The organism is Methanobacterium spitsbergense (assembly GCF_019931065.1).
Classification (GTDB): Archaea; Methanobacteriota; Methanobacteria; order Methanobacteriales; family Methanobacteriaceae; genus Methanobacterium_B; species Methanobacterium_B spitsbergense.
In genome coordinates, this window is sequence record NZ_JAIOUQ010000016.1 from 57,677 (window position 1) to 82,911 (window position 25,235).

At 30.8% G+C, this 25,235-nt stretch carries 34 protein-coding genes and 1 pseudogene; 16 read left to right on the top strand and 19 right to left on the bottom strand.

Annotated features, from left to right (window positions below; translation table 11 throughout):
- Positions 1–32 precede the first annotated feature (32 nt).
- Positions 33–155: a DUF2769 domain-containing protein gene (locus K8N75_RS14315; protein WP_223792533.1), complete on the bottom strand. Its 123-nt coding sequence runs from the start codon at positions 153–155 to the stop codon at positions 33–35.
- A gap of 655 nt (positions 156–810) precedes the next feature.
- Between K8N75_RS14315 and K8N75_RS12615 the strand changes: the two genes are divergently transcribed.
- Complete coding sequence (locus K8N75_RS12615; protein WP_223792411.1) at positions 811–2,610, top strand: ATP-binding protein; 1,800 nt, start codon at positions 811–813, stop codon at positions 2,608–2,610.
- 80 nt (positions 2,611–2,690) lie between these two features.
- On the opposite strand, the gene K8N75_RS12620 is transcribed toward K8N75_RS12615, so the two are convergent.
- Positions 2,691–2,828 (bottom strand): hypothetical protein, encoded by a 138-nt coding sequence (locus K8N75_RS12620; RefSeq protein ID WP_223792412.1) that lies wholly within the window; start codon positions 2,826–2,828, stop codon positions 2,691–2,693.
- A 230-nt stretch (positions 2,829–3,058) separates the two neighbouring features.
- Between K8N75_RS12620 and K8N75_RS12625 the strand changes: the two genes are divergently transcribed.
- A complete protein-coding gene (locus tag K8N75_RS12625; RefSeq protein WP_223792413.1) occupies positions 3,059–4,111 on the top strand; it encodes a CapA family protein in 1,053 nt (350 codons plus the stop codon).
- Positions 4,112–4,179: 68 nt separating this feature from the next.
- Here the strand turns inward: K8N75_RS12625 and K8N75_RS12630 are convergent, their stop codons facing one another.
- Complete coding sequence (locus K8N75_RS12630; RefSeq protein ID WP_420830727.1) at positions 4,180–4,647, bottom strand: flavodoxin family protein; 468 nt, start codon at positions 4,645–4,647, stop codon at positions 4,180–4,182.
- Between the two features lie 158 nt (positions 4,648–4,805).
- Between K8N75_RS12630 and K8N75_RS12635 the strand changes: the two genes are divergently transcribed.
- Both K8N75_RS12635 and K8N75_RS12640 read left to right on the top strand, forming a co-directional pair.
- Positions 4,806–4,982: an SRPBCC family protein gene (locus K8N75_RS12635; RefSeq protein ID WP_223792415.1), complete on the top strand. Its 177-nt coding sequence runs from the start codon at positions 4,806–4,808 to the stop codon at positions 4,980–4,982.
- A 216-nt stretch (positions 4,983–5,198) separates the two neighbouring features.
- Positions 5,199–5,609 carry a response regulator gene (locus tag K8N75_RS12640; protein ID WP_223792416.1) on the top strand — a complete coding sequence of 137 codons (411 nt, stop codon included), beginning with the start codon at positions 5,199–5,201 and terminating at the stop codon, positions 5,607–5,609.
- Positions 5,610–5,671: 62 nt separating this feature from the next.
- On the opposite strand, the gene K8N75_RS12645 is transcribed toward K8N75_RS12640, so the two are convergent.
- Complete coding sequence (locus K8N75_RS12645; RefSeq protein WP_223792417.1) at positions 5,672–5,941, bottom strand: hypothetical protein; 270 nt, start codon at positions 5,939–5,941, stop codon at positions 5,672–5,674.
- Between the two features lie 355 nt (positions 5,942–6,296).
- Here K8N75_RS12645 and K8N75_RS12650 point away from each other — a divergent pair, with 355 nt between their 5' ends.
- The gene (locus tag K8N75_RS12650) at positions 6,297–6,920 is read left to right on the top strand and encodes an exopolysaccharide biosynthesis protein (RefSeq protein ID WP_223792418.1); all 624 of its coding nucleotides are present in this window, start codon (positions 6,297–6,299) and stop codon (positions 6,918–6,920) included.
- 259 nt (positions 6,921–7,179) lie between these two features.
- Positions 7,180–7,305 carry a hypothetical protein gene (locus K8N75_RS14160; protein ID WP_255590977.1) on the top strand — a complete coding sequence of 42 codons (126 nt, stop codon included), beginning with the start codon at positions 7,180–7,182 and terminating at the stop codon, positions 7,303–7,305.
- A 91-nt stretch (positions 7,306–7,396) separates the two neighbouring features.
- Here the strand turns inward: K8N75_RS14160 and K8N75_RS12655 are convergent, their stop codons facing one another.
- Positions 7,397–7,921 carry an Hsp20/alpha crystallin family protein gene (locus K8N75_RS12655; RefSeq protein WP_223792419.1) on the bottom strand — a complete coding sequence of 175 codons (525 nt, stop codon included), beginning with the start codon at positions 7,919–7,921 and terminating at the stop codon, positions 7,397–7,399.
- Positions 7,922–8,118: 197 nt separating this feature from the next.
- Here K8N75_RS12655 and K8N75_RS12660 point away from each other — a divergent pair, with 197 nt between their 5' ends.
- Positions 8,119–8,484 carry an ArsR/SmtB family transcription factor gene (locus K8N75_RS12660; protein ID WP_223792420.1) on the top strand — a complete coding sequence of 122 codons (366 nt, stop codon included), beginning with the start codon at positions 8,119–8,121 and terminating at the stop codon, positions 8,482–8,484.
- A 6-nt stretch (positions 8,485–8,490) separates the two neighbouring features.
- The gene (locus tag K8N75_RS12665) at positions 8,491–9,405 is read left to right on the top strand and encodes a cation diffusion facilitator family transporter (RefSeq protein ID WP_223792421.1); all 915 of its coding nucleotides are present in this window, start codon (positions 8,491–8,493) and stop codon (positions 9,403–9,405) included.
- Between the two features lie 43 nt (positions 9,406–9,448).
- Here the strand turns inward: K8N75_RS12665 and K8N75_RS12670 are convergent, their stop codons facing one another.
- The 3 genes from K8N75_RS12670 to K8N75_RS12680 form a co-directional block, all read right to left on the bottom strand.
- Positions 9,449–9,628, bottom strand: coding sequence for a hypothetical protein (locus K8N75_RS12670; protein WP_223792422.1), 180 nt, complete (start codon positions 9,626–9,628; stop codon positions 9,449–9,451).
- A gap of 80 nt (positions 9,629–9,708) precedes the next feature.
- Positions 9,709–9,885 (bottom strand): hypothetical protein, encoded by a 177-nt coding sequence (locus K8N75_RS12675; RefSeq protein ID WP_223792423.1) that lies wholly within the window; start codon positions 9,883–9,885, stop codon positions 9,709–9,711.
- Positions 9,886–9,916: 31 nt separating this feature from the next.
- Positions 9,917–10,189 carry a hypothetical protein gene (locus K8N75_RS12680; RefSeq protein ID WP_223792424.1) on the bottom strand — a complete coding sequence of 91 codons (273 nt, stop codon included), beginning with the start codon at positions 10,187–10,189 and terminating at the stop codon, positions 9,917–9,919.
- A 587-nt stretch (positions 10,190–10,776) separates the two neighbouring features.
- Here K8N75_RS12680 and K8N75_RS12685 point away from each other — a divergent pair.
- Positions 10,777–11,088, top strand: coding sequence for a DUF4326 domain-containing protein (locus K8N75_RS12685; protein ID WP_048190807.1), 312 nt, complete (start codon positions 10,777–10,779; stop codon positions 11,086–11,088).
- Between the two features lie 134 nt (positions 11,089–11,222).
- Here the strand turns inward: K8N75_RS12685 and K8N75_RS12690 are convergent, their stop codons facing one another.
- The gene (locus K8N75_RS12690) at positions 11,223–11,642 is read right to left on the bottom strand and encodes a hypothetical protein (RefSeq protein ID WP_223792425.1); all 420 of its coding nucleotides are present in this window, start codon (positions 11,640–11,642) and stop codon (positions 11,223–11,225) included.
- A 253-nt stretch (positions 11,643–11,895) separates the two neighbouring features.
- On the opposite strand from K8N75_RS12690, the gene K8N75_RS12695 reads away from it, so the two are divergent.
- Entirely contained in the window at positions 11,896–12,552 is a 657-nt protein-coding gene (locus K8N75_RS12695) for a potassium channel family protein (protein ID WP_223792426.1), read from the top strand.
- Between the two features lie 22 nt (positions 12,553–12,574).
- Positions 12,575–14,056 carry a TrkH family potassium uptake protein gene (locus K8N75_RS12700; protein WP_223792427.1) on the top strand — a complete coding sequence of 494 codons (1,482 nt, stop codon included), beginning with the start codon at positions 12,575–12,577 and terminating at the stop codon, positions 14,054–14,056.
- A 73-nt stretch (positions 14,057–14,129) separates the two neighbouring features.
- On the opposite strand, the gene K8N75_RS12705 is transcribed toward K8N75_RS12700, so the two are convergent.
- The 9 genes and pseudogenes from K8N75_RS12705 to cbiM form a co-directional block, all read right to left on the bottom strand.
- Positions 14,130–14,576 (bottom strand): universal stress protein, encoded by a 447-nt coding sequence (locus K8N75_RS12705; protein ID WP_223792428.1) that lies wholly within the window; start codon positions 14,574–14,576, stop codon positions 14,130–14,132.
- Positions 14,577–14,747: 171 nt separating this feature from the next.
- Entirely contained in the window at positions 14,748–15,185 is a 438-nt protein-coding gene (locus K8N75_RS12710; protein ID WP_223792429.1) for a hypothetical protein, read from the bottom strand.
- Between the two features lie 34 nt (positions 15,186–15,219).
- Positions 15,220–16,062: an HAD-IC family P-type ATPase gene (locus K8N75_RS12715; protein WP_255590978.1), complete on the bottom strand. Its 843-nt coding sequence runs from the start codon at positions 16,060–16,062 to the stop codon at positions 15,220–15,222.
- 52 nt (positions 16,063–16,114) lie between these two features.
- Positions 16,115–16,219: pseudogene (locus K8N75_RS14165) on the bottom strand (P-type ATPase actuator domain-containing protein); the annotation flags it as partial.
- A 30-nt stretch (positions 16,220–16,249) separates the two neighbouring features.
- Positions 16,250–16,450, bottom strand: coding sequence for a hypothetical protein (locus K8N75_RS12720; RefSeq protein WP_223792430.1), 201 nt, complete (start codon positions 16,448–16,450; stop codon positions 16,250–16,252).
- Between the two features lie 25 nt (positions 16,451–16,475).
- Positions 16,476–16,646 carry a cation-transporting P-type ATPase gene (locus tag K8N75_RS12725; protein WP_223792431.1) on the bottom strand — a complete coding sequence of 57 codons (171 nt, stop codon included), beginning with the start codon at positions 16,644–16,646 and terminating at the stop codon, positions 16,476–16,478.
- A 190-nt stretch (positions 16,647–16,836) separates the two neighbouring features.
- Entirely contained in the window at positions 16,837–17,634 is a 798-nt protein-coding gene (gene cbiQ / locus K8N75_RS12730; RefSeq protein ID WP_223792432.1) for a cobalt ECF transporter T component CbiQ, read from the bottom strand.
- Positions 17,635–17,698: 64 nt separating this feature from the next.
- The gene (locus K8N75_RS12735; RefSeq protein WP_223792433.1) at positions 17,699–18,004 is read right to left on the bottom strand and encodes a PDGLE domain-containing protein; all 306 of its coding nucleotides are present in this window, start codon (positions 18,002–18,004) and stop codon (positions 17,699–17,701) included.
- Positions 18,001–18,672, bottom strand: a complete 672-nt coding sequence (gene cbiM / locus K8N75_RS12740; RefSeq protein ID WP_223792434.1) for a cobalt transporter CbiM — start codon at positions 18,670–18,672, stop codon at positions 18,001–18,003. The genes K8N75_RS12735 and cbiM overlap by 4 nt, the downstream gene beginning before the upstream one ends.
- 364 nt (positions 18,673–19,036) lie before the next feature.
- Between cbiM and K8N75_RS12745 the strand changes: the two genes are divergently transcribed.
- From K8N75_RS12745 to K8N75_RS12755, 3 genes are all read left to right on the top strand, one after another.
- Positions 19,037–19,777 carry a metal-dependent transcriptional regulator gene (locus K8N75_RS12745; protein ID WP_223792435.1) on the top strand — a complete coding sequence of 247 codons (741 nt, stop codon included), beginning with the start codon at positions 19,037–19,039 and terminating at the stop codon, positions 19,775–19,777.
- Between the two features lie 14 nt (positions 19,778–19,791).
- A complete protein-coding gene (gene feoB / locus K8N75_RS12750; protein ID WP_223792436.1) occupies positions 19,792–21,804 on the top strand; it encodes a ferrous iron transport protein B in 2,013 nt (670 codons plus the stop codon).
- Between the two features lie 119 nt (positions 21,805–21,923).
- The gene (locus K8N75_RS12755) at positions 21,924–23,306 is read left to right on the top strand and encodes an MFS transporter (protein WP_223792437.1); all 1,383 of its coding nucleotides are present in this window, start codon (positions 21,924–21,926) and stop codon (positions 23,304–23,306) included.
- Between the two features lie 55 nt (positions 23,307–23,361).
- Here the strand turns inward: K8N75_RS12755 and K8N75_RS12760 are convergent, their stop codons facing one another.
- Positions 23,362–23,784, bottom strand: a complete 423-nt coding sequence (locus K8N75_RS12760) for an Hsp20/alpha crystallin family protein (protein WP_223792438.1) — start codon at positions 23,782–23,784, stop codon at positions 23,362–23,364.
- Between the two features lie 216 nt (positions 23,785–24,000).
- Between K8N75_RS12760 and dmpI the strand changes: the two genes are divergently transcribed.
- Positions 24,001–24,183, top strand: a complete 183-nt coding sequence (gene dmpI, locus K8N75_RS12765) for a 4-oxalocrotonate tautomerase DmpI (RefSeq protein ID WP_223792439.1) — start codon at positions 24,001–24,003, stop codon at positions 24,181–24,183.
- Between the two features lie 279 nt (positions 24,184–24,462).
- Positions 24,463–25,224 (top strand): transcriptional factor MsvR, encoded by a 762-nt coding sequence (locus K8N75_RS12770; RefSeq protein WP_223792440.1) that lies wholly within the window; start codon positions 24,463–24,465, stop codon positions 25,222–25,224.
- Positions 25,225–25,235 lie beyond the last annotated feature (11 nt).

Sequence of the window (25,235 nt, forward strand, 5' to 3'; positions counted from 1 at the left end):
TTTAATTTATTTTCATAAATAGAACTTCAAATTTAGCCTTCTTTTCCTAATCTACAATAATATCTTGTTGAAAGATTATTTTCACTAAAAACTGGACATTTATTGCACTGACACATCTCATCTGTGTTTATTTCAGCAAATGTTGATTTACCTATTGAACATTAAATTGCAGCCATATTACAGGTTCAGGCATAAAAGAACCCTCTTTCATATTAGCTAACGTATCCAGATGTTTAATTTCCTTTCAGTTGCATATATACTGTCTATTTTTATTGGAAATGATTTACACAAACATCTTTCAAGATTTTTCTTATTATATCCAACTTCCATAATACAACTCCATTAAATTCTTTCTAAATTATTAATGACTGTTTAATTAATTTTTATTATTATGAAATTCATTATTCACCGTATTATGGAATTATATTCAAAATATATACCACTTTAACCCCTTTAATGTAATTATCCGATTTTTAAAGAACATTAAAGCATTATTTTACTCAAATTATTAATCTAAATTTTTTTTTTTAAGATAATATTTATAAAAAATTTTCCAACTATAACATCCTATTACACTTTAATACATCGTAAGCTATATATTTTTTGATTTTTACAATCCACATAAATTTCATCCAATTCTTCTTCAAAAATCAAATTAGACAACAAATTCCTAATGCTAATTTAGAAAGTAATATCAATAATAAGACAAATAATAATTATATACAAGATAATGAAGTTTAAAATGGGAAAATCCAATCTAATTCTAAAAAATAAAGGAAAACTATGAAATATACATTAATAAGTGATTTTATGCAAAAAAACACCAATACCGATGAGATTATCGATAAACTTTGCTTAATAGACGAACTGCTGTTAACCGAGAAAAATGAAAATTTAAATAAAAATTCTGATCTCCATCTGAAAGTTTATAATTTAATGACTGAATTGGTAAATGAAAATAATAAATTGAACAATTCTTTAGATGAATTAATGGAATTAAAAAATAGATATTCTAATTTTTACCACCACTCGCCCATAGGATATCTCATATTAAATAAAAAGGGAAAGATCAAAGAAGTTAATAAAACAGGAGCTGCCATGTTAGGCTTTGATCCTGAAAATGTTATTAATGAAAATTTTATTCAATTTATAAAAGATGATTTCAAAATAAAATTTAATGAAGCTTCATTAAAATCTTTTGATACAAATGAAATTCAATACTGCAAAATTGAACTCATTGGAAAAAAACCAATATATGCAAATATTCAAATCAAACCATTATTTACTGCTAATGAGAATTTCAAGGAATTTGAAATAATTATAAATGATCTTACTGAAATTAAAAATTTTGAAATTGAATTAGAAACTAAGAATGAGAATTTAAATAAGAAGATGGAAGCACGTATACAAGAGCTTTTGAAAATCAACTTGAAATTGGAGAAAAAAATTGAAGACAACAAATTAACCGATAAAAAACTTCGTGCAATTAAGGAACGTGAACAGCGCCGTTCAGAAGAATTTGCAAGGGTTTTAGATGCTGTTCCTGCTGCTGTCTGGATCTCACACGATAATAAAGGTTATTTAATAACAGGAAATCAATTGTCCTATGACTATCTAAATATTCCTCCTGGTGCAAATGCATCTAAATCACTACCACCTGGAGATAGGCCTGAAACATTTAAAATAGTTAAAGATGGTATTGATTTGAAAGCAGGAGAAATGCCCATTCAAAAATCATCTGCAGGTCATGAAATAAGAAATTTTGAATTCGATATTGTTTATAAAGATAACAAAATGAGGCATATGATGGGAAATGCAACACCATTGTACGATGAAAATCGCAACCCTAATGGATCCGTTTCTGTTTTCATAGATATAACCCACCATAAAATTGCTGAAATGAAAATGGAAGCACTTGTCAAGGATTTAGAACGATCAAACAGAGAATTAGAGCAGTTTGCATATATCACATCCCATGATTTAAAGGAACCACTGCGAATGATTTCATCATTCACTCAACTACTTGAAAAACGATACAAAGGTAAGATTGACCAAGATGCTGATGAATTTATTGGATTTATAGTTGATGGTGCCCAACGTATGCAACGTTTGTTAGATGATCTTTTAGAATATGCCAGACTCACAACTGCAGATACAAAATATGAAAAGATACAAATGGTTGATGTTGTTGATGAGAGTATTAATAATTTAAAAATTGCAATTGATGAAAGTGATGCAGAAATAAAATCTGATCAGCTACCAATGATATTTATCAATCGAACAGAGATGGTACAATTATTTCAAAATCTAATTGGCAACTCAATAAAATTCCAAAGTAAAAAAACGCCAAAAATTCATATTTCAGTAGAGGATAAAGGAAATAAATATGTTTTTTCTGTTAAAGACAATGGTATAGGTATTGATCCAGAATATCAAAAGAAAATATTTAAGATGTTCCATCGATTGCATACAATCGATGAATACGATGGAACAGGTATTGGATTGTCAATTACAAAAAAAATAGTTGAAAATCATAAAGGATTCATATGGGTAAAATCAGAAGTGGGTAAAGGATCAACATTTTTCTTTAGCATCCCAAAAAACGATTGATAAAAGATTTATCTAAACCCTATTTCTAACTCCAATTCAAATCATAGAAAGTTAACAGGTGAAACTGGTTAAAATAAAATTCATTCTTTTTGTAATCTTTCTCTGAGTTTTATAATACCATATATAATTGCCCCTATTATCCCTGCAATAATAAACCCTAAAAGAATTCCAATAAACAAAGCACCTATACCCGTAAAAAGTGTGTTAATTATGCCCATAATTAATTTATTTAAGCTTTCAAACTTATTTATTTTTTTATGTTATAAATTCCATTTTTCTAAAATTATTTAGGATATAAATTAAATTTAAATTATCAATTAATCATATATTAAACTGTAAAACAAATTTTTATCCAAATTTTTGGTGTGGATTAAATATTAAAATATAATTTACTACGCATCAAGCATGAGTAGTCACTTTTAGCCAGAGAGAGGGTTTTATTAAGAAATTGTATATTTTAATTTTATTTTTAGTTGTTTTATTGGCTGCATATGGTATAAGCAATTTATTAACACAAAAAAATGTTGAACAATCCGCTAATGTTTCCAAATCAAATGTAACACTATTTTTCACAGGGGATGTTATGCTTGGTAGAGGTGTGGACGGTATTCTATCAAATGGTGTAAACATATTTCAAAATGTAAAATCTTTATTCCAAAATTCAGATGGGGCAATAATTAATTTAGAAGGACCCTTTACATCTTCTTCAACTAATTTTAAACAATCAATTCCTTTAAAAGCAAATCCCAGTTATGCACATGTGCTTAAAGATAACAATGTAGTTGTTGCATGTCTTGCAAACAATCATATCATGGATTATGGTAGTAAAGGATTGTCAGATACAATTTCATCACTCAAAAGTTCTGGTGTAAACTATACTGGAGCGGGAGAAAACTTAGAACAAGCAACACAGCCTGTTTATCTGAATGTTAAAGGACGTAAAATTGCAGTTTTAAATTTCATGGACAATACAACATTCCCTGAATTCAGTGCATCTGAAATGTCTGCTGCAACCACCAACAGTTCTGGATATGCTCTTGCTGATTGGAACATAATCAAAAATCGTATAGATGAAGCCAAAAATAATTCTGATGCAACAGTTGTTGTATTTCATTATGGAAATGAGTACAGTACATCACCCAATACAGATCAGATAGAATTATCGCATAAATGTATAGATGAAGGGGCCGATATGGTTATTGGAAGTCATCCACACGTTATCCAGAAAGTTGAAAGTTATAATGGTAAACCAATCTTTTACAGTCTTGGAAACTTTGTATTTGACCAGTCAAATCCTGAAACACATCCTTCATTAATGGTTGAAATGCAATTGATTGGTAACGAAGCCAAGGTTATTGTACATCCCATGTTACTTGTTGGAAGTATGCCACGTCCAATGGATAATTCAAGTGGAGTACAACTTTTAAATAGATTAAAATCTCAATCATCACTTAATATGACAATTGAAGGAGGAAATGGTGTATTAACATTTCCATTATAATCTAAATTATTAATCCAATAAAAATCACTGAAAATAATAAAAGAATCCCATTGATGTGAGTTCTATATTTATATGACTTCCTGAACAAATTTGTCAATCATTGCATTATATGATCCATCTTTTATTTGGGATGATTTCAATCCTAATGTAACCATTGGAGTTATATTTGTGTAATCTGCAAAGTCTTGATTTGTTTTTTCTATTCCTGAACTTCCACACGTACTAAAACATGCTAACAATGGTATTTTATCCATATTATTTTTTAGATATGCTCTAACTGGTACCGCCATCTTTGAAGCCCAGATTGGTGTTCCAATTATTAGAAGATCATATTGGGATAGATCATGCTTAGGTTCCTGTATTTCTGATAATTTTCCCCTTGAAGCTTCGTATCCTGACTTAATATAACCTATTATTCCTGATCTTTTTTCTGTATCAATTATTTCCTCGATGTCAGAATCTAATGCCTTTGAAATAGATTCTGCAATCATTTTGGTATTTCCGGTTCTTGAGTAATAAACAACTAGAGTTTTCATGTTTATGTATTTGATTACAGAAATATAATAAGATTTTTACTGTTTTAATTAAATACTTCTTTTCATTGATTTTCATTTATTTGATCAAAATATAAAAATGATAGAAAAATCTCTTTTTTCTTTTTACATCCCATTTTTTATGGTTCAGGAGTGGTATGGTGGTAACTGGTCTCAAACCATCAAAAGTTACATTTACAATTAAAAAAGATCAAAACGGAACAATTCTCGAACTTGAGCAAATTAACGTCCAGGATGAACAGTTTGAAGACATTGATATTGGATGGGATGAATATTATCTAGGCCCGATGAAAGAAGTGCTTGAAAATAATTCTTAATATGTTTAATTCAATTTATTTCTATTTCAAATCTTTTTTAAGCATAAAAGATTTATTGGTCTTATTTTTGTATTTAATTCTATAATAATTTTCGGTAGTACCAATAATGATAATAGTAATCTAGAAAAATAAATTTAACATAAAAACAATAATAAAATATGTAGACTTTAAGTTAGTAATTTTTGTTATATTTCCAAATTCAAGGAGTTTATACATATGGACACTAAACCAATCAAAGTATTATTAATCGAAGATAATATTGGTGATTATCAAATAATACTTAGAATGCTCGATAAAAGTGAAAATACTAAATTTGAATTAACTCATGTTCCAAGATTATCTACAGGATTAAAAGTTCTCCAAAATGATATATTTGACATTATACTTTTAGATCTAGGCTTACCTGATTGTCAGGGGTTAAAATCTTTTCAGGTTACATTAAAGAAACATCCGTCAATTCCAATTATTATACTGACGGGTTTGGCAAACGAAGAAACTGGAATTAATGCCATAAAATATGGTGCTCAGGATTATTTGGTAAAAGGAGAATTTAACGGCAAATTATTGGTAAGGGCTATTCAATATGCAATTGAACGTAAGAAAGTAGAAGGTTTATTTATTTATTAATTTACCTTGTTCAATCAAAAATTTGAAATAAAAAAAAGAATAAATAGAAAAAATTTAATCTTTTAGCTGTCTGTTATTGGAATCTTCCAGAGATATCCAACTTTTTTTCCTTTCTCTTGTTTATTTTTTCCTTTTTTCTTTTTAACGTGAGCTTCACTGCCTTCCCAGGAATCTACTGTTTTGTCAAGATAATGAGCTATTTCTTCATTGTATTTTTTGGTTCCAATTGTGTAATTTTCAGTTTCATTATGAATATAGCTGATTCCTTCGCCTTTTTCTTCCATAACTTTTGTTATTTCCATTAATTTTTTATAAAACTTTTCAGACATCATTTTACGCCTTCTCCTTCTCTTATTATCTTTTTCTTCATGTTAATAAAGACGTATTTATAACAAATACGGATATTTGAGCAAAATACTTTGAATGATAAATTACTATATATAAGTTTATATGGATTAATGCTTCGTTTTTTTTAAAGTTGAAAAAGTAAATTTTTTGATGGAACCACATGTTTAAATTTCAATTAAAAGTATCTATCTACACAATGTTCAAGAGTTAAATAAAGAAATTTTAATAATTTATATTAAACATATTAAAATCATTGCAAATTTTGAATAATAATCTATATTACAATTTTAAAATATTTACAAACTATAAGTTAACTATTAGGAGTAGGGGTTTAAAATAGTGGTTAAGATATCTGATTGTGAAAAGGGTTATTCTTACACGATCACCCAAATATCTGGAAGAATTCCTTTAGAAGGAATGACTTTAAGAGAATTTTTAGAATTAATAGGTAAACGTGGCAGATTAATAACCTGTATGGTACTTGCAGCACCATTTTTGATACCAATATCCATCCCTGGAACCGGGGTTGTTGTTGGATTTATTATTTTGATAATCAGTTTGAGTATAATGCTCAATAAATATTATTTAGTGCCGGATATATTATTGAATCGTGAAATGTCATATACTAACCTTGTTAAAGTGCTGAATGCTTGTATCAGAATTTTATCTTTTCTTGAAAAATATATGAAACCACGATTAAAATTAATGACAAATAAAAAGTTTAGCAGTATATCAAACAATATTTTTCTAGTTATAAGTTCTGTTCTTTTTATTATACCATTACCAATTCCACTGACAGACACTTTACCTGCATTGGGAATATTCTTTCTATCTGCGGGGATACTTGAATGCGATGGTTATTTAATTCTCTCAGGATATTTTGTTGTTGTTATAACAGCAATCTACTTCACATTATTTACATTAGTGGGTTTAAAAATTATTTTTGGATTAAATATTTTTTAGATATATACAATAATTATTCCAAAAAATTTTTCTTACTCATATTAATATAAATAAATGGGACAGAAAATTTGTTTAATGAATTATTAATTGTAGAGAATTAATATTTTTTTTGAGGTGATATTTTGGAACCAGAACCTGTTAAATGAATCGTAAAAGGTTGTAAAGTAGTATGTGAACCTGAGGTGCTAAAAGATTATGGTGAGGAGTTAAAGTCATAGTTGTTTCTGAAAAACGTTTTTCAACATTGATGAGTAGTTTAGTGGAAATGGAAGATAATCTAGTTAAATTAAAAGAATTGGATTTGAGTGGTACTCTTAAAAATATAGAGGACGTAAGGAAGAAAATCGAATTAAATTTAAAGGAATTATCCTACGTGAATATTTAGATTAAACTGATTACAGAATAGCCTTTTTCAATATTTTAATATTCTTTAAATAGTCTATTCCATATGTTAAACATTCAATCTATTCTAAATTTTAATCAATTTTAAGCTTTAACCTTTTTTTCTCTAATTTAGGAATTTTTAGAGTTAATACCGAGTCTTTGAATGTACCTTCAGCTTTTTCAAAGTCTACTTTGGTTGGAAGTGTAAAAGATCTATCGATCTTACCATAACTCCGTTCCCTTTGAATGTAATTAACATCTTTATTTGTTACATCATCTTCAAATTCAGCACATATATCTACTACATCTTCTCCAATTGCAATTTCTACATCCTCTTTTTTAAGCCGCGGTAGATCTGCAATGAAAATAATTGAATCATTAGTTTCTATTATATCAACCATTGTTTTATTATTAAAAATAGTATAATCAGATAAAACCCTGTTGAATTCTTCCTGTTTGTCTTTAATGTAAGTTATTATATCATTTAATGACGAGTCAGAGGTTTCATATTCTTTAGAATCTGCCTTTTTACGTAAATCCATAGAAATATTTTTATTTTCAATTTTTTCTGTGTTCATTTTACTTGATTTCAGTTTTACATTATCTTTTTCAACCATTAATTTCACCCTCAAATTTTTTATTATGGATAGTATCTTGGCATTGAACATTCCCCTTTTCTACATAACAATTTTAAATCCTATTACATCTTAATACACCATAATTAATAAATATTACGATCCAAATGAATATAATTTTTTTTTCAATTTATATTCTATCCAAAACTTTATCTATGTTCGTTTGAACATTAATTCATATGACTATTCATGATTGTGAAATTGATCTAGCTGATGAAACTGCTGTAAAAGAAGTAAAATCAAAAATGTTAGATAACGAGATATTTTTAAAGATCTCCGAAGATTTTAAAATTTTCAGCGACCCCACAAGGGTTAAAATTCTCTATGCATTATCTCAAAGAGAGTTATGTGTTTGTGATCTAGCATCGCTACTAGAAATGACACACTCTGCTGTATCACATCAACTGAGAATTATGCGAAATAGCAGTCTAGTTAAATTCAAAAAAGTAGGTAAAAACGTTTATTATTCCCTCAGTGATGAGCATATCAATATTATGTTAAGATTGGGAATTGAACATGCTAGTGAATCAATAATCAAAGGGTGATCAAATTTGGATAAAACAGATGAAAGACAAAAAATCGGTAGAAATGCTTCAGCTGTTGCAATTTCTGGAAATACGTTTCTAACTATTTTCAACTTTATAATAGGTTTAATTTCTGGAAGTAGTGCCCTGGTTGCTGAGTCAGCACATACTCTTTCAGATGTTTTAACATCTATAATTGCCTTTATTGGTTTCAAAATTGGAATGAAACCCGCCGATGACGATCATCAATATGGGCATGGAAGAGCAGAACCATTGGTTGGACTTGTAATAGTTGTCTTTTTGGTTGTTGTTGCATATGAGATTTTGAGTGGTGTGTATATCAAACTTACATCCACCACTCCTTTAGCACCTCCAGAATTAATTGCAGCCTTAATGGCATTTATTGGTATATTCATAAACTTGGCTATGACAACCTATCTTATGAGGGCAGGGAAAAAAATTAACAGTCCTGCCATAATAGCTGATGGACAGCATCAAAAAGTGGATATATTTTCATGTATTGCAATTTTAGTTGGAGTAATAGGGGCTCAATTAGGTTTTCCAATATTAGACCCTCTTGTAGCTATTTTCATTTCAATAATTGTTATTAAAACAGCTTTTGAACTTGCACGAGACAATGTAAATGTTATAATGGGAAAAGTTCCCTCGGATACTATTTTAGACGAAGTTAGATCTGCTGCAAAAAAGGTTGATAATGTTAAAGGAGTTCATAGTATAAAAATAAATCCAATGGGTCCATATTCCTCTGCTGAACTCCATATTGAAGTTGATGGAGATATAAAATTAAAAGATGCACATGAAATAGCACATAACGTAGAAAAACGGATAATTAATGATGTATCTGCAATAAAGATGGCCATAATTCATGTATGTCCATTCGAAGAAGAATGTGCCACATTTGAAAATGGTAATGTGCTTTAATTTGTAATATTCCTTAATTATTTTTTTTTATAAAAATTTGAAATTATTTACTATTCTGCCTATGACCTAAATGTAAAATGTGTTTAAAGGTTGGGATACCCTCACCTATTATAATGTCAAGTGATTCTACTGCAGATGTTCTCAAAGAAGCATCATTGCAACACTTCATTTCCTTGAGTTCTTTAACTATTAGTTTACGGATGCATTCATCTTGAATCACCAAATATAGCCTTCATAAACTTAATGCAACTACTTCTTTTTTTTCATGGGAAATAAGGGTTGTGATTATCTCTAATCCCATTTTTAAATCGTAATTATCTGTGGTATCAAATAATTTGCGTATAAATATTTAAATTCATCAAGTGTTTCAGGTGATGAAATAGTAGGGTAGTGTACAGGTTCAGATTTATTGGATAATATAGTATCTCCTAAATTTTTCTCTTCATGATAATTTGTTTTGAAATTTATCCTTGTTGACATCTGCATCCCCCTATCCGTTTTTTATTTAATTTTAAAGGTCGTTTTTTTCAAGAATTAACAGACTTTCTGCTAAGAAATCCAAAACTCTTTTTCTCTCATCGAAAGATACATGCTTTTTCATAAGCAAGTTTAACAACTCTGTAATACTTCTTACAGAAAAATTACCTTCACAAACATCCATAAGCAAGATATCTCTTTTACCGATGTCTTTTGATGGTATTATACTTACAACAGCCCAAACCTCCCCATCGTCCCCTTTCAAATCTAGTGTGAACGAATATTTATTTTCATTGTTATATTTCATTCTATTGCACCTTATTACATCTTTAATCACCATAATAAATATAACTTTCTAATCATTAGAAATGAATTAAAAATAAGAATTTGAAATGATTAAAAAAATCATATATAAATTGAAAATTTTTCTATTTTAATTAATCCAAATTAAGCAATATTCATTTTAGTGTTTAATTGTGTAATCAAATGGAATATTTGGAATATACAAATCTAAAGATTAAAATATGACTTGAAACATAATATAATATTAGATTTAACCAACTCACATTCACAAGCAATTAAAATGCAATGATGAAGTGGTATTTTGATATTCTCTTAAAATAAAAATTTTATAAATTTTTAATAAGGAGTGTATATGACGGAAATATACAGAATATATGCCATATTGTTATTAATATCAACAATTACGATATTATATCTGTCATTTTACAGTTGGAATAAACTTAAAAAGCATGACCTAAACTATTCTTCATTTAATTTTCCTGTTCAATCTCACCCTTTACTGGATTGTTCATTAGATTGTTAAGGGTTAATTGATGTAAATCTCTAAAAACAAGCTTTAATCAAATTAGAAAAAAATGATTGGAGGATAATATGACAATAAGAGTGAGAAATGAAAACACTTGGGAAAGCGAAGAAAATGAATTTGTTGAATATGTTGGAAAGGGTTCAGTTCTTGAAAATCCATATACAAGCGGCTGTAGAAGAAAATTAAAGGATCAATACAGAAAATATTTAATTGAACTATCAAGTGAGAGCCCTGAATGGCAAAGAATCGTTGAATTAAAAAAAATACATGAAGATGGAGAAGATTTGAATCTTTTATGCTCCTGCTACCCTGATCCTTGCCACTCTAACATTATTATCGATGCAATAACCGGGAAAATCAGTCCAAAAAAAGATTAAATTTAAAAAAAAATTTAGATAGTTAAACTAATTAAAGATTTATTTAGGATATTTTATCGTTAAAAGGATAATGGAACAAAATAATTAATTATCCTGAAATTCTGAATAATCCAAGTTTAACACCCAACATATTTTTAATAACCATTTAGGGTTGCATTCAGTTCTGTTTTAATATCTGAATTTATGTCCTTAAATGAATTTATTCGTATTAATATGTCTTGTTTAGATATATTACCTGTGAATATATTTTTTTGTGCATTTGATATCTTATTCAAAGTATTAATGGCCAATTCACGGTTTTTAATCACTGCATTTAATTGTTTGTCCTTTTCTTCAAGTGATATACTTCCCTTACTGTATTTATCGTCAATAATAGTCACCTGAGAATTATATAATGAATTAATGTAGTTGTTCAATGCATTATTTTGAATTTCAATTGAATCAACTATTTTAAGTTCATTACTTGTTTTTTCTGTATTAATCAGGTTTCCATTACTGTAAGAAATCATATCCTGTGTTAAGTACAATAAAAATGCAACAGTAACAACCAGCACAGCAATACACACAAATAATATATTTTTACTATTTTTGAAATTCATTAGATTTTAGTTGAATTAAACAATAGTTAAATTTAATGTATTTAATTACATTATCTAATCGAGTTTTAGGTAAATTTATATATTCAATTCAACGATCTTTATTGGGTTTAAAAATTTAGTAATACCATATTAAAATTTAATTAACATTACACAGTAATTTTAACTTTATATAATCATATGGTTGTTTATGGTTTAAAGGGGGTATTTGATGTATGTGATTATCATGGGTGGTGGAAGAGTTGGAATGACACTTGCTTCAGCAATGATAAAAGCTAGTTTTGACGTTACTCTCATAGAAAAGGATCAAGAACTCTGCAACCTAGCAGCAAGTGAATTAGATGCCCTTGTAATATGTGGAAATGGTACAGATTTAAAATCTTTAGAAGAAGCTAATATATCTGAAGCAGATGCATTTGTTGCAGCAACTGGAAATGATGAAGCTAACTTACTTGCTTGTATCCTCGTTAAAGATTACAATCCCAAAAAACTTATTGCTAGAATAAGTGATCCAACTCATGAAGAGGCCTTTAGAAAAGTGGGTATTGATGCAACTGTAAGTCCAGAACTAACAGCAGCAGCTTATCTTGAAAAACTGATTATAAGGCCAAAAATTGCAGATATGGTTATTCTGGGTAAAGGTAATGCAGAGCTTTTAGATATTCCCGTTGAAAATAGTAAGGTTATAGGGAAAAAAATCGGAGAAATAAGTCCAACAAAAAATTATGTTATATGTGCCATTTATAAAGGTCCAGAATATGAAATCCGTATGCCTGAACCAGAGATTATACTAGAGGCAGGAGATAAAATTTCCATTCTTATAAAAACAAAACATATCAAGGATGTTGTAAAGAAGTTCTTAAAATAAAAGAAGAGGAAGGTTTGATTAATTGCGATCTGTTCACAAATTAAAAAAAATAGAATTATATTCAATTATTCATTACACTGGTTATATTTGTATATTATTAGGACTTGTAATGCTTGTACCTATAATTGTAGCACTTATTTACGGCGAATATAAATTTATAACTCCATTTATATATTCATCTATCGTAAGCCTTGTAATAGGTATATTACTTTTTAAAAAATTTAATAACAAAAAGGAAATATCTCTTAAAAGTGCGATGATATTTGTTACGCTTATATGGCTTATTGGCAGTGCTATCGCAGCCCTTCCATATTATTTATCCGGGGATTTATCCTATTTTAATGCTTTTTTTGAAGCAATGTCAGGTTTCACAACAACTGGTTTCAGTATGTACAACCTGGATCATGCATCTTTCACTATGAATTTCTGGCGTGCATTCACACAGTGGCTTGGTGGAATTGGTATTATTGTAATGGCATTAACTGTTTTATCATCACCAGGTGTTAATATAATGAGAATGTATTCGGCAGAGGGTAGGGAAGAAAGATTGGCCCCCAGCATTAGACATACTTCACGTATAATATTGTATATTTATCTTTTATACACAGCAATTTCAATAATTCTCTTTAAACTCGCAGGGATGCCAGTCTTTGATTCAATTTTCTATGCATTTACAGCCCTTTCTACAGGAGGATTTGCACTTGAAAATGCAAGCATATCCATTTACCACAATATATGGATTGAACTTGTTGCAATGATTGTCATGATTTTAGGAGCAACCAATTTTGCACTTCATTACACCTTGCTCAAAGGTAATTGGAGAGAATACTTTAAAGATATTGAATCCAAGGTTTCATGGATATTATTAATTGGAGGAACATTGCTAGTTGCATTATTCCTCTACAATGGATCTGTATATGGACACGATATATTTACATCGCTAAGATACTCTGCATTCCAGGTTGTAACAGCTTTAACAACCTCCGGACTTCAAACAGCAAATCCCTCGGATATTTCAGTTCAGTGGGATGGTCTGGGCATATTTATACTCACTCTGTTAATGATCATTGGTGCAGGTGCCTGTTCAACAGGTGGAGGTATCAAATGGTTAAGAATAGGTATACTTGTTAAAGGTATGTGGTGGGAGATTAAATCATTATTACTCCCCCAAAGTGCAGTTATATCACGTAAAATTCACCATGTGGGTGATATTAAAATTAATGAGAATTTATTAAGATTAACAGGGTTGTTTGTGTTCAGTTACATTGTTGTTTATATCATTAGTGTGATAATTGTGCTATTTTATTATCAGAACCTTTCACAGGTTCTGTTTGAAGTTGCATCTGGCTTGAGTAACGTTGGATTGGGCTCATCACTTCTTACACCTTCCTCCCCCATGGTTGTGAAACTTGTTTTCATGATAGATATGTGGATAGGTAGGCTTGAAATATGGCCCATACTTCTATTGATGGCAATTGCAGTTCAAAATACCATTAGGAGATAAAAAATAATTTCAGGATTATTATCTCCCTTTATTTTAAAATATTTTGTTTCTCTAAAAATATATAATTTTATTTTTATGTTATCACATTGACAGGTACATTGGCATCCCTAACCACTCTGTCAGTGGTCCTTCCAAGTATAGCTCTTTCCAATCCATGTTTACCAGATTTTCCCATTACAACTTGGTCAACACCTTCTTCATCAATAGTTTTAAGAATGGCATCTGCTGGTTTACCCTCTTTAATTATGGTTTTAAATTGTATATTTTTACATACACCATTGCACTGGCTTTCTTCAAGTTTCTTCTGGAATTTTTCAACAGCCCTTTGACCGTCTGCTCTTAATTCTTTATCTAAACTTTCTCTGAGGTCTGGTTGTGGGAGTGCGTCAAGGTAATTGGTATCTATAACATTTAATACAATAATATCTGCACCACTAATATCTGCAAGTGATATAGCATATTCACCCGCCCTTTCAGCATTTTTTGAACCATCTGTAGGTAACAATATTTTTTTGGTCATAAAAAAACTCCTCCTTAGATATGCATCCATTTTTTTTGGTTTTTTAATTACTATTAAAATCAAATTTCATTACTATTACTGTGTTAAACAAATTATTTATTTATTTGTGTAAGAGTTTATCCAACAAACACTTCCGGAATATATCTTAAATATAAAATAATGGAAGAATAATTATTTCCTTGTTAAAATATTCTTTAACAAACCGATGTTAAGGTTTTTAAATTCATTGTTTTCAAGTACCTTGGTAAAGTATATTTTTAACTGGTCTTCGATTAAAAATGCTACAAGTGAATATACCCATACAAATAATGCAAGTTGCCATCCAATCGGAATCAGGAATACTCCAAATATAACCAGCAGAGTTGCAAATATGTCTGTTGATATTACAGACCAGAAGAAAATACCACTAGGTCTTGTTGACCAGAAATGCTCTGTATAACGTGTTACAAACATGGTTAAATGACCTGCAACAACTAGCTTCAAAAATATTAAAGACTGTAAAACCCCTGCATCTAAATTTAAAATTACCTTACCCCCATAGAATAGTAATAAAGAAGATATTACTCCTAAAATACCGAGAAATGTTGCCATTCCCAATACTTGATACATATCCCATTTTTGAGGGCTGTTAACCTTTTCAGTTCTACCATATGCTTTTTAGAATTTTTTTTAGATGATCGTAAAGCGCTATTAAACCCATGAATTCCCAAATACCCTCTTTATCTGTTCTTGCTACTCCCAAAAACCTGTAAACCTTATCAGCGAAATGATCTACATTTCTTTCAACTTTAGCTTTTAATATTTCATTATTTATTAATGTGAGAATAACCTGTGGAGCTCCCTTTGATACTTTAAATTTACATTCATCTTTATATTGTATTTCAGATTCTGTACTTTTGCGTATCGGGTCAAATGGGTTGAATTTTAGCAGTTTATAGTTTTCAATTTTCTTAGAAAGGGTTTCTGAATTTTCCATCTTATCCAATATTGCTTTATCAAGCGGGTCCTGTTCCAATCTTAGAGATGCTAATCCTGCAAAAAAGATAACCTCTTCATCTGTAAAACCATTGTATGATTCTATTTGAGCTATGGAAATTTCATTTTTAGTTAAGGTTCCTGTTTTATCCGAAAAAAGTACATCCATACCAGCCATTTCTTCTATTGCTGAGAGTTTACTTACAATTGACTTCTTTTTAGCCAGAGCCATTGTACCTACAGTAAGTGTTACAGAAATTACAGCAGGTTGGGCAACTGGTATTGATGCTATTGTTAGTACGAGAGCAAATCCCAAAATATCAAAGACATTTTCTTGACGAATCAATCCTGCAATGAAGATAAGTGATACCATTATAACATCCAGTAGGATCAGATAATCTCCAATTGTTATAACAGCCTTTTGTAGATGATATTTTGTACTTACTTTGGATACTAGTCCGGCAGCCCTTCCAAAAAATGTATTCATTCCAGTTGCAAATACAAATACCATTCATTTGACCCTTTTGAATTATTGAACCAGAATAACAGATGTCTCCTACTTTTTTATCAACTGGCAACGATTCTCCAGTAATTGAGGATTCATCTACTGTTACATAGTCTCCTTCTGTAAGTTTGATATCTGCCGGAACAATATCACCAAGATGGATCCTAGCTACATCTCCGGGTACAACATTTTTTTATGGGATTTTAGTCCATTTTCCATCCCTTAATAGCTTGGCGTTATATGCGAGTTTTTCTTTTAAAAGTTCAATGGCGTTGTCAGCCCTATCTTCTTGCCAGAATCCTATAAGACCATTTATTAAGAGTAACACTAAGATTACTGTAAATTCTGGCCAGTGTTGTATTAATAGTGATAAAATAAGTGCAAATTGAATCATCCATGGGATTGGTCCCCAAAAGTAACTAAATAACTTTTTTAAATGATTCGGTTCGCATTTCTTCAATCTCATTGGAACCATAGATTTTATGCCTTTTTAATGCCTCTTCAAATGAAAGACCATTAGAATTGGTGGATAATTTTTCCATTAGCTCAGAAGTTGATATTTTTTTAACATCTTCCAAACTGATTTCCATGATTCATCTTTTCTTTTTTAAAATTTTTATATCTATTTATTCCGTAATTACAAGTTGTATGAAAACTAATTTTAATATATAGCTACAATAAAATTAAAAAATTATAGAAAATAAGAAGAAAATATTTAAAAAAATCTGTGAGATTATATAAATTATCCAAAATTTATTATGAATTACATTTTTTTATAATTTATATTACCATAGTATACTTCATTAATTCTAGGCATATTATGAATGATAAAGTAATTCCTATGAAGAAAAAGTCCCTTGAAGCTAATTTTTTATTATCGGTGTATATTTCTGAATTTTCTGAATAACCTCTACTTAACATACTGAAATATACTGTTTCGCCCTTTTCATATGATCTAAGAAACATCATAGTTATTGTGTAGGCAAGCTGTTTCATTCTCCACATGTAGGAAGTTTTTTTGTTGAATATATCAAAGTTTCGGCTTTTTTGGGCGTGTAATATTCTGTGAAGTTCATCATAGAACATGAATAGATATCTAATGAATAAGCTGAATATCATTGCAAATTCCCTTGGCATTCCAAGTCTTCGGAAAGAATTTACAACTTCCTGCATTGGACTTAAAGAGGATAATATTACAATTGATGTTAAAGACACAACCAGCCTCGACATTAAGAGCACACCAAACATTAGCCCTTGATAGGTGATATGTATTCCAAGTGGTCCAGTGTAGATAACAGTACCGGCCATTATAAATGGTTGGAAAAGAGCTATAATTCCCCCAAAAGGTAAAATAAAAAGTACTCTTTTGAATGATTCTTTAAATGAAAGATGCGACACCAGAATCATTGCAATTAAGTAGATTTCCATTATTGCAAGAACTATTAAATCGGTTGTGTATACAGCATATACGATAATGGCTAATAAAATTACTAATTTAACTCTGCCATCTAAAGTATGAAGCACACTGGATTTTATTGTGTGTTTTTCAAGTTCATTAACCGATCCTGCACCATTCATGTGAGTTTTCCCCATTTATTTCTATTTTTAATATTTATTTTGAAATATTTCTAAACCAGAATTTTTATTTAGAAATTTCTGGTGGTTTTCTCCTTTTAATTATAAACGCACCCAAGTAACCAAGACCCAGTACAATTAAAACACCTAATGCCAGTGCAGCTACACCAGAATAAGGACCATCACCAAGAAACGGGACCTTATAATCTGCAAGGGGTGCTTGATAAATTCCAGATTCACCATTGGTTGGAATTTGTTCTGTTGTTTTTTCAAGACCATCAGGATTAGTTGAAGCTATAAATGGGGCCATGATTGCAATAATAATACATAGGGTCACTCCTACAACTATAAGATTCCTATCATTTGGTTTCATGCGTCCTCCTCACTAACATTTGATTTATTAATATTATCCCTCTTGATTCTGTTCCATGCAAGTAAATCTGGTCGGGTCTTTTCAATTGCAAGAATAATTATAACTGTAAGTATACCTTCTATAACTCCACTAAGTGATTGTATGATCAAAAAGAGTGAGGCCAATCCTGATGTTAATAATTTACCTGCAAACCAAAGTTCTATAACCAACATCACCGATGCCATGAATATTGAAAGCCAAGAAGCAATGAATATAGAGGGTACTTTCCCTAAAGGTTTTCTGAGGGCTTTAAATGAATAAAATCCGACAAACGGTGCTACAATCCCCATATTAAGAATGTTTGCACCTAAAGCTGTTACGCCTCCATCTCCAATTAATAAAGCTTGTACAAGGAGTACCAATGTAAATATGATAACTGCTGCTTCTGGTGCACAGAATATGATTGCCACTAATGCGGCACCAACCATATGGACACTGGTTCCAAATGGAACTGGAATGTTTAATGACATAATTGCAAATATACCTGCGGCCAATACTGCCATTAATGGAACCATTTTTTCGTCAAGGTTTTTTCTTGCCCACCTAAGTGATATTATCAAAATAATGGCAGTTATTATTCCATAAATGGCACATTGTAACAAAGGTATAAATCCGTCGGGTATATGCATTAAAACACTCCTTTTATTTTTATTGAATGATGAAAGCTTATAAATGTATCACATGGTAATACTATGTCACGTTTTTAAGGGAAGAATGTAATACTCCTTTAATCGTGCTGTAACCTCTTTAAATCACATTTACATGTGTATATATTATAATATAAATATATGGGTTGTTATTACTATAACATTATTTCAGTACTTAAATTTATTACATTTTTATTACTAACAACACATTTCAACGAAAATTAGATTATTTTTACACCATTAATTAATATCATGAATATTTGAAATAAATTTTTATTAGGTAAACCTAACATTTATATATAACATTAAAACAACTATGCACAAAGATAATTTTAGGTGAACCTAAATGTCAAATAATGAAAAACTTAGCGCAAATATCGAAGAATATTTAGAAGCTATCTATAAAATCAGCAATAACGAAAAATGTGTAAAAACAACACAAATATCAAAAGATTTGGGTATAACATCTGCAAGTGTTTCAGAAATGCTCAAAAAACTTGATAAAATGGGATATGTAAATTATTCACAATATAAAGGTGCTAAATTAACCGAAAAAGGACTCAAGAATGCTAAGAGAATAACAAGGAAGCATAGATTACTTGAAAGATTTCTTCACGACATTTTAAAGCTTAAAGACAGTTTTTTACACGATCAAGCCTGTGAAATGGAACATTCTCTATCAGATGAAGCTGAAAGAGCGTTATGTCAAGTATTAGAACATCCTGATAAATGTCCTGGAGACAGTGTAATTCCTGCTTGCGATCTAAAGTTCACTACATGCGAAGAATGCATGAACCGAAAGGAAGAAGAGGTTAATGAAGTAGGAAAGCGTAATGAAAATTTGATTCCTATAATGGAGCTTAAAAATCATCAACAGGGAAAAGTATCATTTATTAGAGGAGATTACAAGGTGATCAGAAGGCTTTTAGATATGGGCATCACCATAGGAGCATTTATCAGTGTAATTAAAATTGCCCCATTAAGCGGTCCTGTAGAAGTTGCTATACGTGGCTCAAAACTTGCTATAGGTCGTGACATAGCATGCAATGTTTTCGTAGAATTAATTGAAGATAATAAATCGATATAAAGGGATAAATATCTATGAGTAATGCCACCACTAACAAATCTAAAAAACTCACAAACCCAACAGAAACAGAAAAATCTAACGGATCAGATGAAAAAAGTCAAGAAAATGACATTACAATTGCACTTGCAGGTAATTCCAATGTAGGTAAGAGTGTATTATTCAATGAACTTACAGGATCCAATCAGATCATTGGAAACTGGCCTGGGAAAACAGTTGAAAGGGCAGAAGGAAAGCTACTTTTTGAAGGCAAAGAGATCACTGTGATTGATCTGCCAGGAATATACTCTTTTTCTACATATTCCATGGAAGAAATAGTTTCAAGAGAATATATTGCCTTTGAACAACCCGATGTAGTAATCAATGTTGTAGATGCTTCAGTATTGGAACGTAACCTATTTTTTACAATTCAGCTAAAAGAAATGAAAGTACCCATGGTAGTATGTGTCAATCAAATTGATTTAGCCAAACAAAAGGGAATAGTTATTGATACCGAAAGACTTTCAGCTGCTTTAGGGGTTCCAGTGGTAGCAACAGTAGCCATAAGAGGGGAAGGTCTACACGAGTTAATGGAAGTAGCTACAGAGGTTGCCTTAAATAAATCTAAAAACAAAATAACCACATTAAAATACGGTGCCGAAGTTGAAGATAGAATTCAAAGAATTACCCAATTAATTGAATCTAAGAATCTCAATTTAGGATATCCCTCCAGATGGGTAGCAATTAAATTACTTGAAAATGATCCGGAAATCCGAAAATTAATTGAATCTAAATCCATGCAAATCGTTAACTCGGCTTATGATATGGCAAGAGAAATAGAGAGTATCCATAATGAACCATCATTTGCTGTGATTGCTTCTGAAAGATATTTTATTGCCAATCAATTTGCAAATGGAGCACAGTTACAAAGCGATATTAAAATTACATTCGCTGAAAGATTAGATAAATTAGTAACGCATAGAATATTTGGTTATGTTATTTCTGCACTTGTAGTGGGTGGATTATTACTATGGACATTTATTGTTGGAGATTTCTTCTCTAGTTTGCTCACACAAGCATTTGGATTCTTTAAACCAGTAGATCCACAAGTTAGTGGACCTATAGTTGGAATTCTTTGGAATGGAGCATTTGGGGGTATTGTAGCTGGAGTTACACTTGTTCTTCCATTTGTGATTCCTTTTTATTTAATGTTGAGTCTGATTGAGAATTCAGGAATACTAACCAGAGTGGCCTTTATGATGGACAGTGCCATGCATAAAATAGGATTGCATGGTAAAGCACTCATACCCATGATCCTGGGTTATGGATGTAATGTACCTGCCATTGAAAGTACCAGAATCTTAGAAACTAGACGTGAACGATTACTTGCTGCATTTGCAATTACATTTGCACCGTGCGCAGCAAGAACCATTGTTATTTTAGGTTTAGTAGCCGTATTTGTGAGTGTTTGGTGGGCAATCGCCCTATATGTAATTGATATAGCAGTAATGTTCCTATTGGGCAGAATTGCTTTGAAGATAGTGCCTGGAGAAACTAGTGGATTGATCATGGAAATGCATACATTTAAAGTTCCATCTATCTCAGTTGCCGCTAAACAAACATGGTCCCGAACTAAATCACTAATTTATGTGGTATTCCCAGTTTATATTATAGGAAGTGCTTTGATTCAAGGTTTGTTCGCATATGGATTCTTAACACCAGTAGCCAATTTCTTAGCACCTATCACAGTTGTTTGGTTAGGTCTTCCTGTAATAGCCGGTGTGGTTCTTATATTTGGTGCAGTTAGAAAAGAATTCACCCTACTTATGTTAGTTGCGTTATTTGGAACAAATCTTGCAGCGGTTTTAACACCAATACAATTCATAATATTAGCACTTGTAAGTATGTTGTTTATCCCTTGTTTAGCAACTCTAACAATTTTACTTCGTGAATTTGGATGGAAAGCAACATCAAGTATTGCTTTAGCCAATATCGTAACTGCATTAATTGTTGGAGGAATAGCATATAGGATAATTGGTATATTTATGTAAATCTATATTCTTTTTTTTAGAATAATCTATTATTTGTAAACAACATTGACTATTTCTTGATAACTATTTCATATCTTAAAAATAAAAGATGAAAACTTATCAATAAAAAGAATACAACAATGACCATGAACAACTCTGATAGAAATAAGATATTGGCACTACTCTTTGTTGGAGTATTTATGGGAGCCCTTGATATTGGGATAGTGGGACCTGCTTTACCTGCAATAAAAGGTGCATTTGGAATCAACGAGAGATTAGTTTCTTGGATGTTCACAATTTATATTCTATTTTTTATGATTGGAACTCCTTTAATGGCCAAACTATCAGATATGTATGGAAGAAAAACACTTTACATAATAGATGTCTTTCTCTTTGCAGTAGGTTCTGCAATTACAGTCAGCTCCTTTTCATTTGAAACCCTCTTAATAGGTAGAGCTATTCAGGGTTTCGGTGCAGGAGGTATTTTTCCAGTAGCAAGTGCATTTATTGGAGATACATTTCCACCTGAAAAAAGAGGAGGTGCTCTGGGACTTATCGGATCTGTCTGGGGATTTTCAGGCTTATTAGGACCCATACTAGGAGGATTACTTCTAAATTATGGATGGCAGTGGTTATTTATTATAAATATACCCATAGCTGCGTTGGTTATTGCTTTGGGCTTTAAAATACTGCCTCAAAGTAAAAAAGAGAATTACACTAAATTTGATTGGTATGGAACAGCTGTACTGGCGTTGCTTGTGAGCTCTCTTGCCTACGGTGTTAACCAGATAGATACAACCAATTTCATGGGAAGCGTACTATCAATTTATACATGGCCATTTTTAATATTCTCGGTGATATTGCTACCTGTTCTTTTAAGAGTTGAAAAAAGGGCGGAAGATCCTGTTATTGAGATTAATCTACTTAAAAGTAGGGAAGTGAAAATAGCTACAGGAATCTCAATAGGAACAGGACTCAATCAAACAGCAATAGTATTTTTACCTGCATTTGCAGTAACTGCCCTTGCACTTACAACATCCCAGGCTAGTTTAATGGTAATTCCCCTTGTTTTAACACTTGGAATAAGTGCTCCATTGATTGGTCGATTGCTCGATAAATACGGTTCAAAAATGATCATGTTCGTTGGTACGCTTATACTCGTAATAGGCCTGTTCATGTTAAGTACATTGGGAAATTCCTTTTATCTTTTCATTTTATCAGGTATGGTAATTGGATTGGGTTTAAGCAGCGTATTAGGATCACCATTAAGGTACATAATGCTTTCTGAAAGTCCAGCAAGTAAAAGAGCGGCTGGCCAAGCCCTCATAAACATAAACTCCAGTGTGGGACAGCTTATTGGTGGGGCTCTTATAGGTGCTGTAATAGCATCACAAGCAGGTACAACAATAGGATATCAATCAGCATATCTCTTAATAGGTTGCGTTGCAATTGTAATGACCTTATTAACACTGGGACTTAAAAAACATGAAGATCAACTTGCAACCATGAAAAGTAACTATTAACAATATTTAGATTTGAAAAATATTAAGTTTGAAAAAAAATAAAAAAATAGTGAATTTATTTAATATTCACAGTGTAACTCTCTTTTTTCTCTAATTTAGACACTTCTACGGTTAAAAGACCATTTTCAAATTTAGCTTCAGACTCTTCTGGAACAACCTTTTTCGGGAAACGTACAGTCCTTCTAATCACTGTTGGACGTCTGTTATTGCCTTTAAGATCTCCTAAATGCTCGTCTTCAAACTCTGCTTTAACCCTCAGCTTGGTGTCTGTAAGGTTAAGATCAATATTTTCCTTTTTTATTCCAGCAAGATCTACTCGAACAATTATTGAGTCATTTGTTTCAATAATATCCTTACCTGGAACAAATGTGTAGTCTACTATTGTTTTTTCTATGTCATTTTTGATGCTGTCTATGGTTTTTGCAGTGTCTTCCAGCATCTTATCTATTAATCCTTTACTATCCATTCCTTTTTTCATGTTTTCTCGCCTCATTTTTTGAGTCGAGATTATATTTACCTTAGGTTACTATAAAGGTTTCGTTTTTTTATTTGTGCTATTAAAGTACACGAACCTAGAAATTCACATACATTCATTAAATTGAGTCCGTCACGATAATATAGTATATATCAATAAAAATTTAAACAGTATATAACATGAATTCATTCTAGAACATAACTATTTGGAGGGTTAATAATGCCAGTAATAACAGTTGACGGGCCAAAAATGAGTAAAGAACAAAAAGCTAAGCTTGTAAAATCATATGCTGAAACAGCAAGCGAAATAATGGGACTACCAGTACAAGCCATGGTGATAATAATAAGGGAAGTTGAAGGAGAGAATGTTGGAGTAGGAAATATGCTCCTTTGCGATAGATAAAAAAAATCGTTTTTTTTTTTTGGTTGTAAATATAATTATAGAAATAGATTTAAGGAGCTTTAATGTTCCAAAAAATTACTCAACCAATATAAAACCCTTCCAAAATCCATTATAAAACATAATTGGATTGAGCCGGGCTGGTTGGATATTCAATTTCTATGATTTAATTTTATTTAGTTTTCTCATTATTCCCCTAGGTCAAGAGAACCCCAAAAATTCTAATTTGGTGTATACAGAACTTTTTTATAATATAATCTAGAGAATATTAACTAGTTTAACATGACAACAACAAAAAAACATATATCAAAACGATCTCCACAGTACAAAATATTCTCATCGGATGATAAGGTGGAAGTTGTCAAGGGCCAAGTTAAGGTTACAATACTTGATTCACTTCGTAATAATAATATGAGCTTCAATGAAATTGTAGAGTTAACAGGGAAAGCCAAACCAACAGTTTCACAACATCTGAGTGAATTGGTTGATGAAGGATTAATAAGATCTAAAAAGGATCCAAATGATGCACGTAGAAAAATTTTTTGTATAAACGCAAAATTTTTAGGAGATGTATCAAAGGAAAAGAAAATTAGATTTGATATTGATAATTATTTCTCCAAACTTCCACAATTAAAAGATCCATTCGAATTTTATAGGCTAATTTTACGATCTCTAAGGGCAGAATTTTGGAATGAATGCATCAACATAGACCCCATACTTCATAATGCTGGCAAACGTGTGGGTGATGTATTTTATGAAGAATTAAAGGATAGTGATCTTAATCAACTCCTTAAAAATATTGCAGAATTTTGGGGAAATAAACAGTTGGGACAAGTGGAAATACAGAAATTGGATCCATTAACAATTCGTATTTATGATTGTTTTGAATGTAAGGATCTCCCTATAATTGGTGAACCTGCATGTGCTTTTGATTCTGGAGTTTTAGATTCAATATTTTCTAAACATTTTAAAAAGGAAGTTTCAACCGTTGAAACAGAATGCTATGCAATGGGAAATGACTGCTGTTCATTTGTTATTGAATAATTAAAATTATT

Excerpts from the sequence above, each read along its gene's own strand:
- K8N75_RS12615 (WP_223792411.1), top strand. The coding sequence starts at position 811 with ATGCAAAAAAACACCAATACCGATGAGATTATCGATAAACTTTGCTTA.
- K8N75_RS12620 (WP_223792412.1), bottom strand. The coding sequence starts at position 2,828 with ATGGGCATAATTAACACACTTTTTACGGGTATAGGTGCTTTGTTTATT.
- K8N75_RS12630 (WP_420830727.1), bottom strand. The coding sequence starts at position 4,647 with ATGAAAACTCTAGTTGTTTATTACTCAAGAACCGGAAATACCAAAATG.
- K8N75_RS12640 (WP_223792416.1), top strand. The coding sequence starts at position 5,199 with ATGGACACTAAACCAATCAAAGTATTATTAATCGAAGATAATATTGGT.
- K8N75_RS12645 (WP_223792417.1), bottom strand. The coding sequence starts at position 5,941 with ATGATGTCTGAAAAGTTTTATAAAAAATTAATGGAAATAACAAAAGTT.
- K8N75_RS12655 (WP_223792419.1), bottom strand. The coding sequence starts at position 7,921 with ATGGTTGAAAAAGATAATGTAAAACTGAAATCAAGTAAAATGAACACA.
- K8N75_RS12660 (WP_223792420.1), top strand. The coding sequence starts at position 8,119 with ATGACTATTCATGATTGTGAAATTGATCTAGCTGATGAAACTGCTGTA.
- K8N75_RS12675 (WP_223792423.1), bottom strand. The coding sequence starts at position 9,885 with ATGTCAACAAGGATAAATTTCAAAACAAATTATCATGAAGAGAAAAAT.
- K8N75_RS12680 (WP_223792424.1), bottom strand. The coding sequence starts at position 10,189 with ATGAAATATAACAATGAAAATAAATATTCGTTCACACTAGATTTGAAA.
- K8N75_RS12685 (WP_048190807.1), top strand. The coding sequence starts at position 10,777 with ATGACAATAAGAGTGAGAAATGAAAACACTTGGGAAAGCGAAGAAAAT.
- K8N75_RS12695 (WP_223792426.1), top strand. The coding sequence starts at position 11,896 with ATGTATGTGATTATCATGGGTGGTGGAAGAGTTGGAATGACACTTGCT.
- K8N75_RS12705 (WP_223792428.1), bottom strand. The coding sequence starts at position 14,576 with ATGACCAAAAAAATATTGTTACCTACAGATGGTTCAAAAAATGCTGAA.
- K8N75_RS12710 (WP_223792429.1), bottom strand. The coding sequence starts at position 15,185 with ATGTATCAAGTATTGGGAATGGCAACATTTCTCGGTATTTTAGGAGTA.
- K8N75_RS12715 (WP_255590978.1), bottom strand. The coding sequence starts at position 16,062 with ATGGTATTTGTATTTGCAACTGGAATGAATACATTTTTTGGAAGGGCT.
- K8N75_RS12720 (WP_223792430.1), bottom strand. The coding sequence starts at position 16,450 with ATGATTCAATTTGCACTTATTTTATCACTATTAATACAACACTGGCCA.
- K8N75_RS12725 (WP_223792431.1), bottom strand. The coding sequence starts at position 16,646 with ATGGAAATCAGTTTGGAAGATGTTAAAAAAATATCAACTTCTGAGCTA.
- cbiQ (WP_223792432.1), bottom strand. The coding sequence starts at position 17,634 with ATGAATGGTGCAGGATCGGTTAATGAACTTGAAAAACACACAATAAAA.
- K8N75_RS12735 (WP_223792433.1), bottom strand. The coding sequence starts at position 18,004 with ATGAAACCAAATGATAGGAATCTTATAGTTGTAGGAGTGACCCTATGT.
- cbiM (WP_223792434.1), bottom strand. The coding sequence starts at position 18,672 with ATGCATATACCCGACGGATTTATACCTTTGTTACAATGTGCCATTTAT.
- K8N75_RS12745 (WP_223792435.1), top strand. The coding sequence starts at position 19,037 with ATGTCAAATAATGAAAAACTTAGCGCAAATATCGAAGAATATTTAGAA.
- feoB (WP_223792436.1), top strand. The coding sequence starts at position 19,792 with ATGAGTAATGCCACCACTAACAAATCTAAAAAACTCACAAACCCAACA.
- K8N75_RS12755 (WP_223792437.1), top strand. The coding sequence starts at position 21,924 with ATGACCATGAACAACTCTGATAGAAATAAGATATTGGCACTACTCTTT.
- K8N75_RS12760 (WP_223792438.1), bottom strand. The coding sequence starts at position 23,784 with ATGAAAAAAGGAATGGATAGTAAAGGATTAATAGATAAGATGCTGGAA.
- dmpI (WP_223792439.1), top strand. The coding sequence starts at position 24,001 with ATGCCAGTAATAACAGTTGACGGGCCAAAAATGAGTAAAGAACAAAAA.
- K8N75_RS12770 (WP_223792440.1), top strand. The coding sequence starts at position 24,463 with ATGACAACAACAAAAAAACATATATCAAAACGATCTCCACAGTACAAA.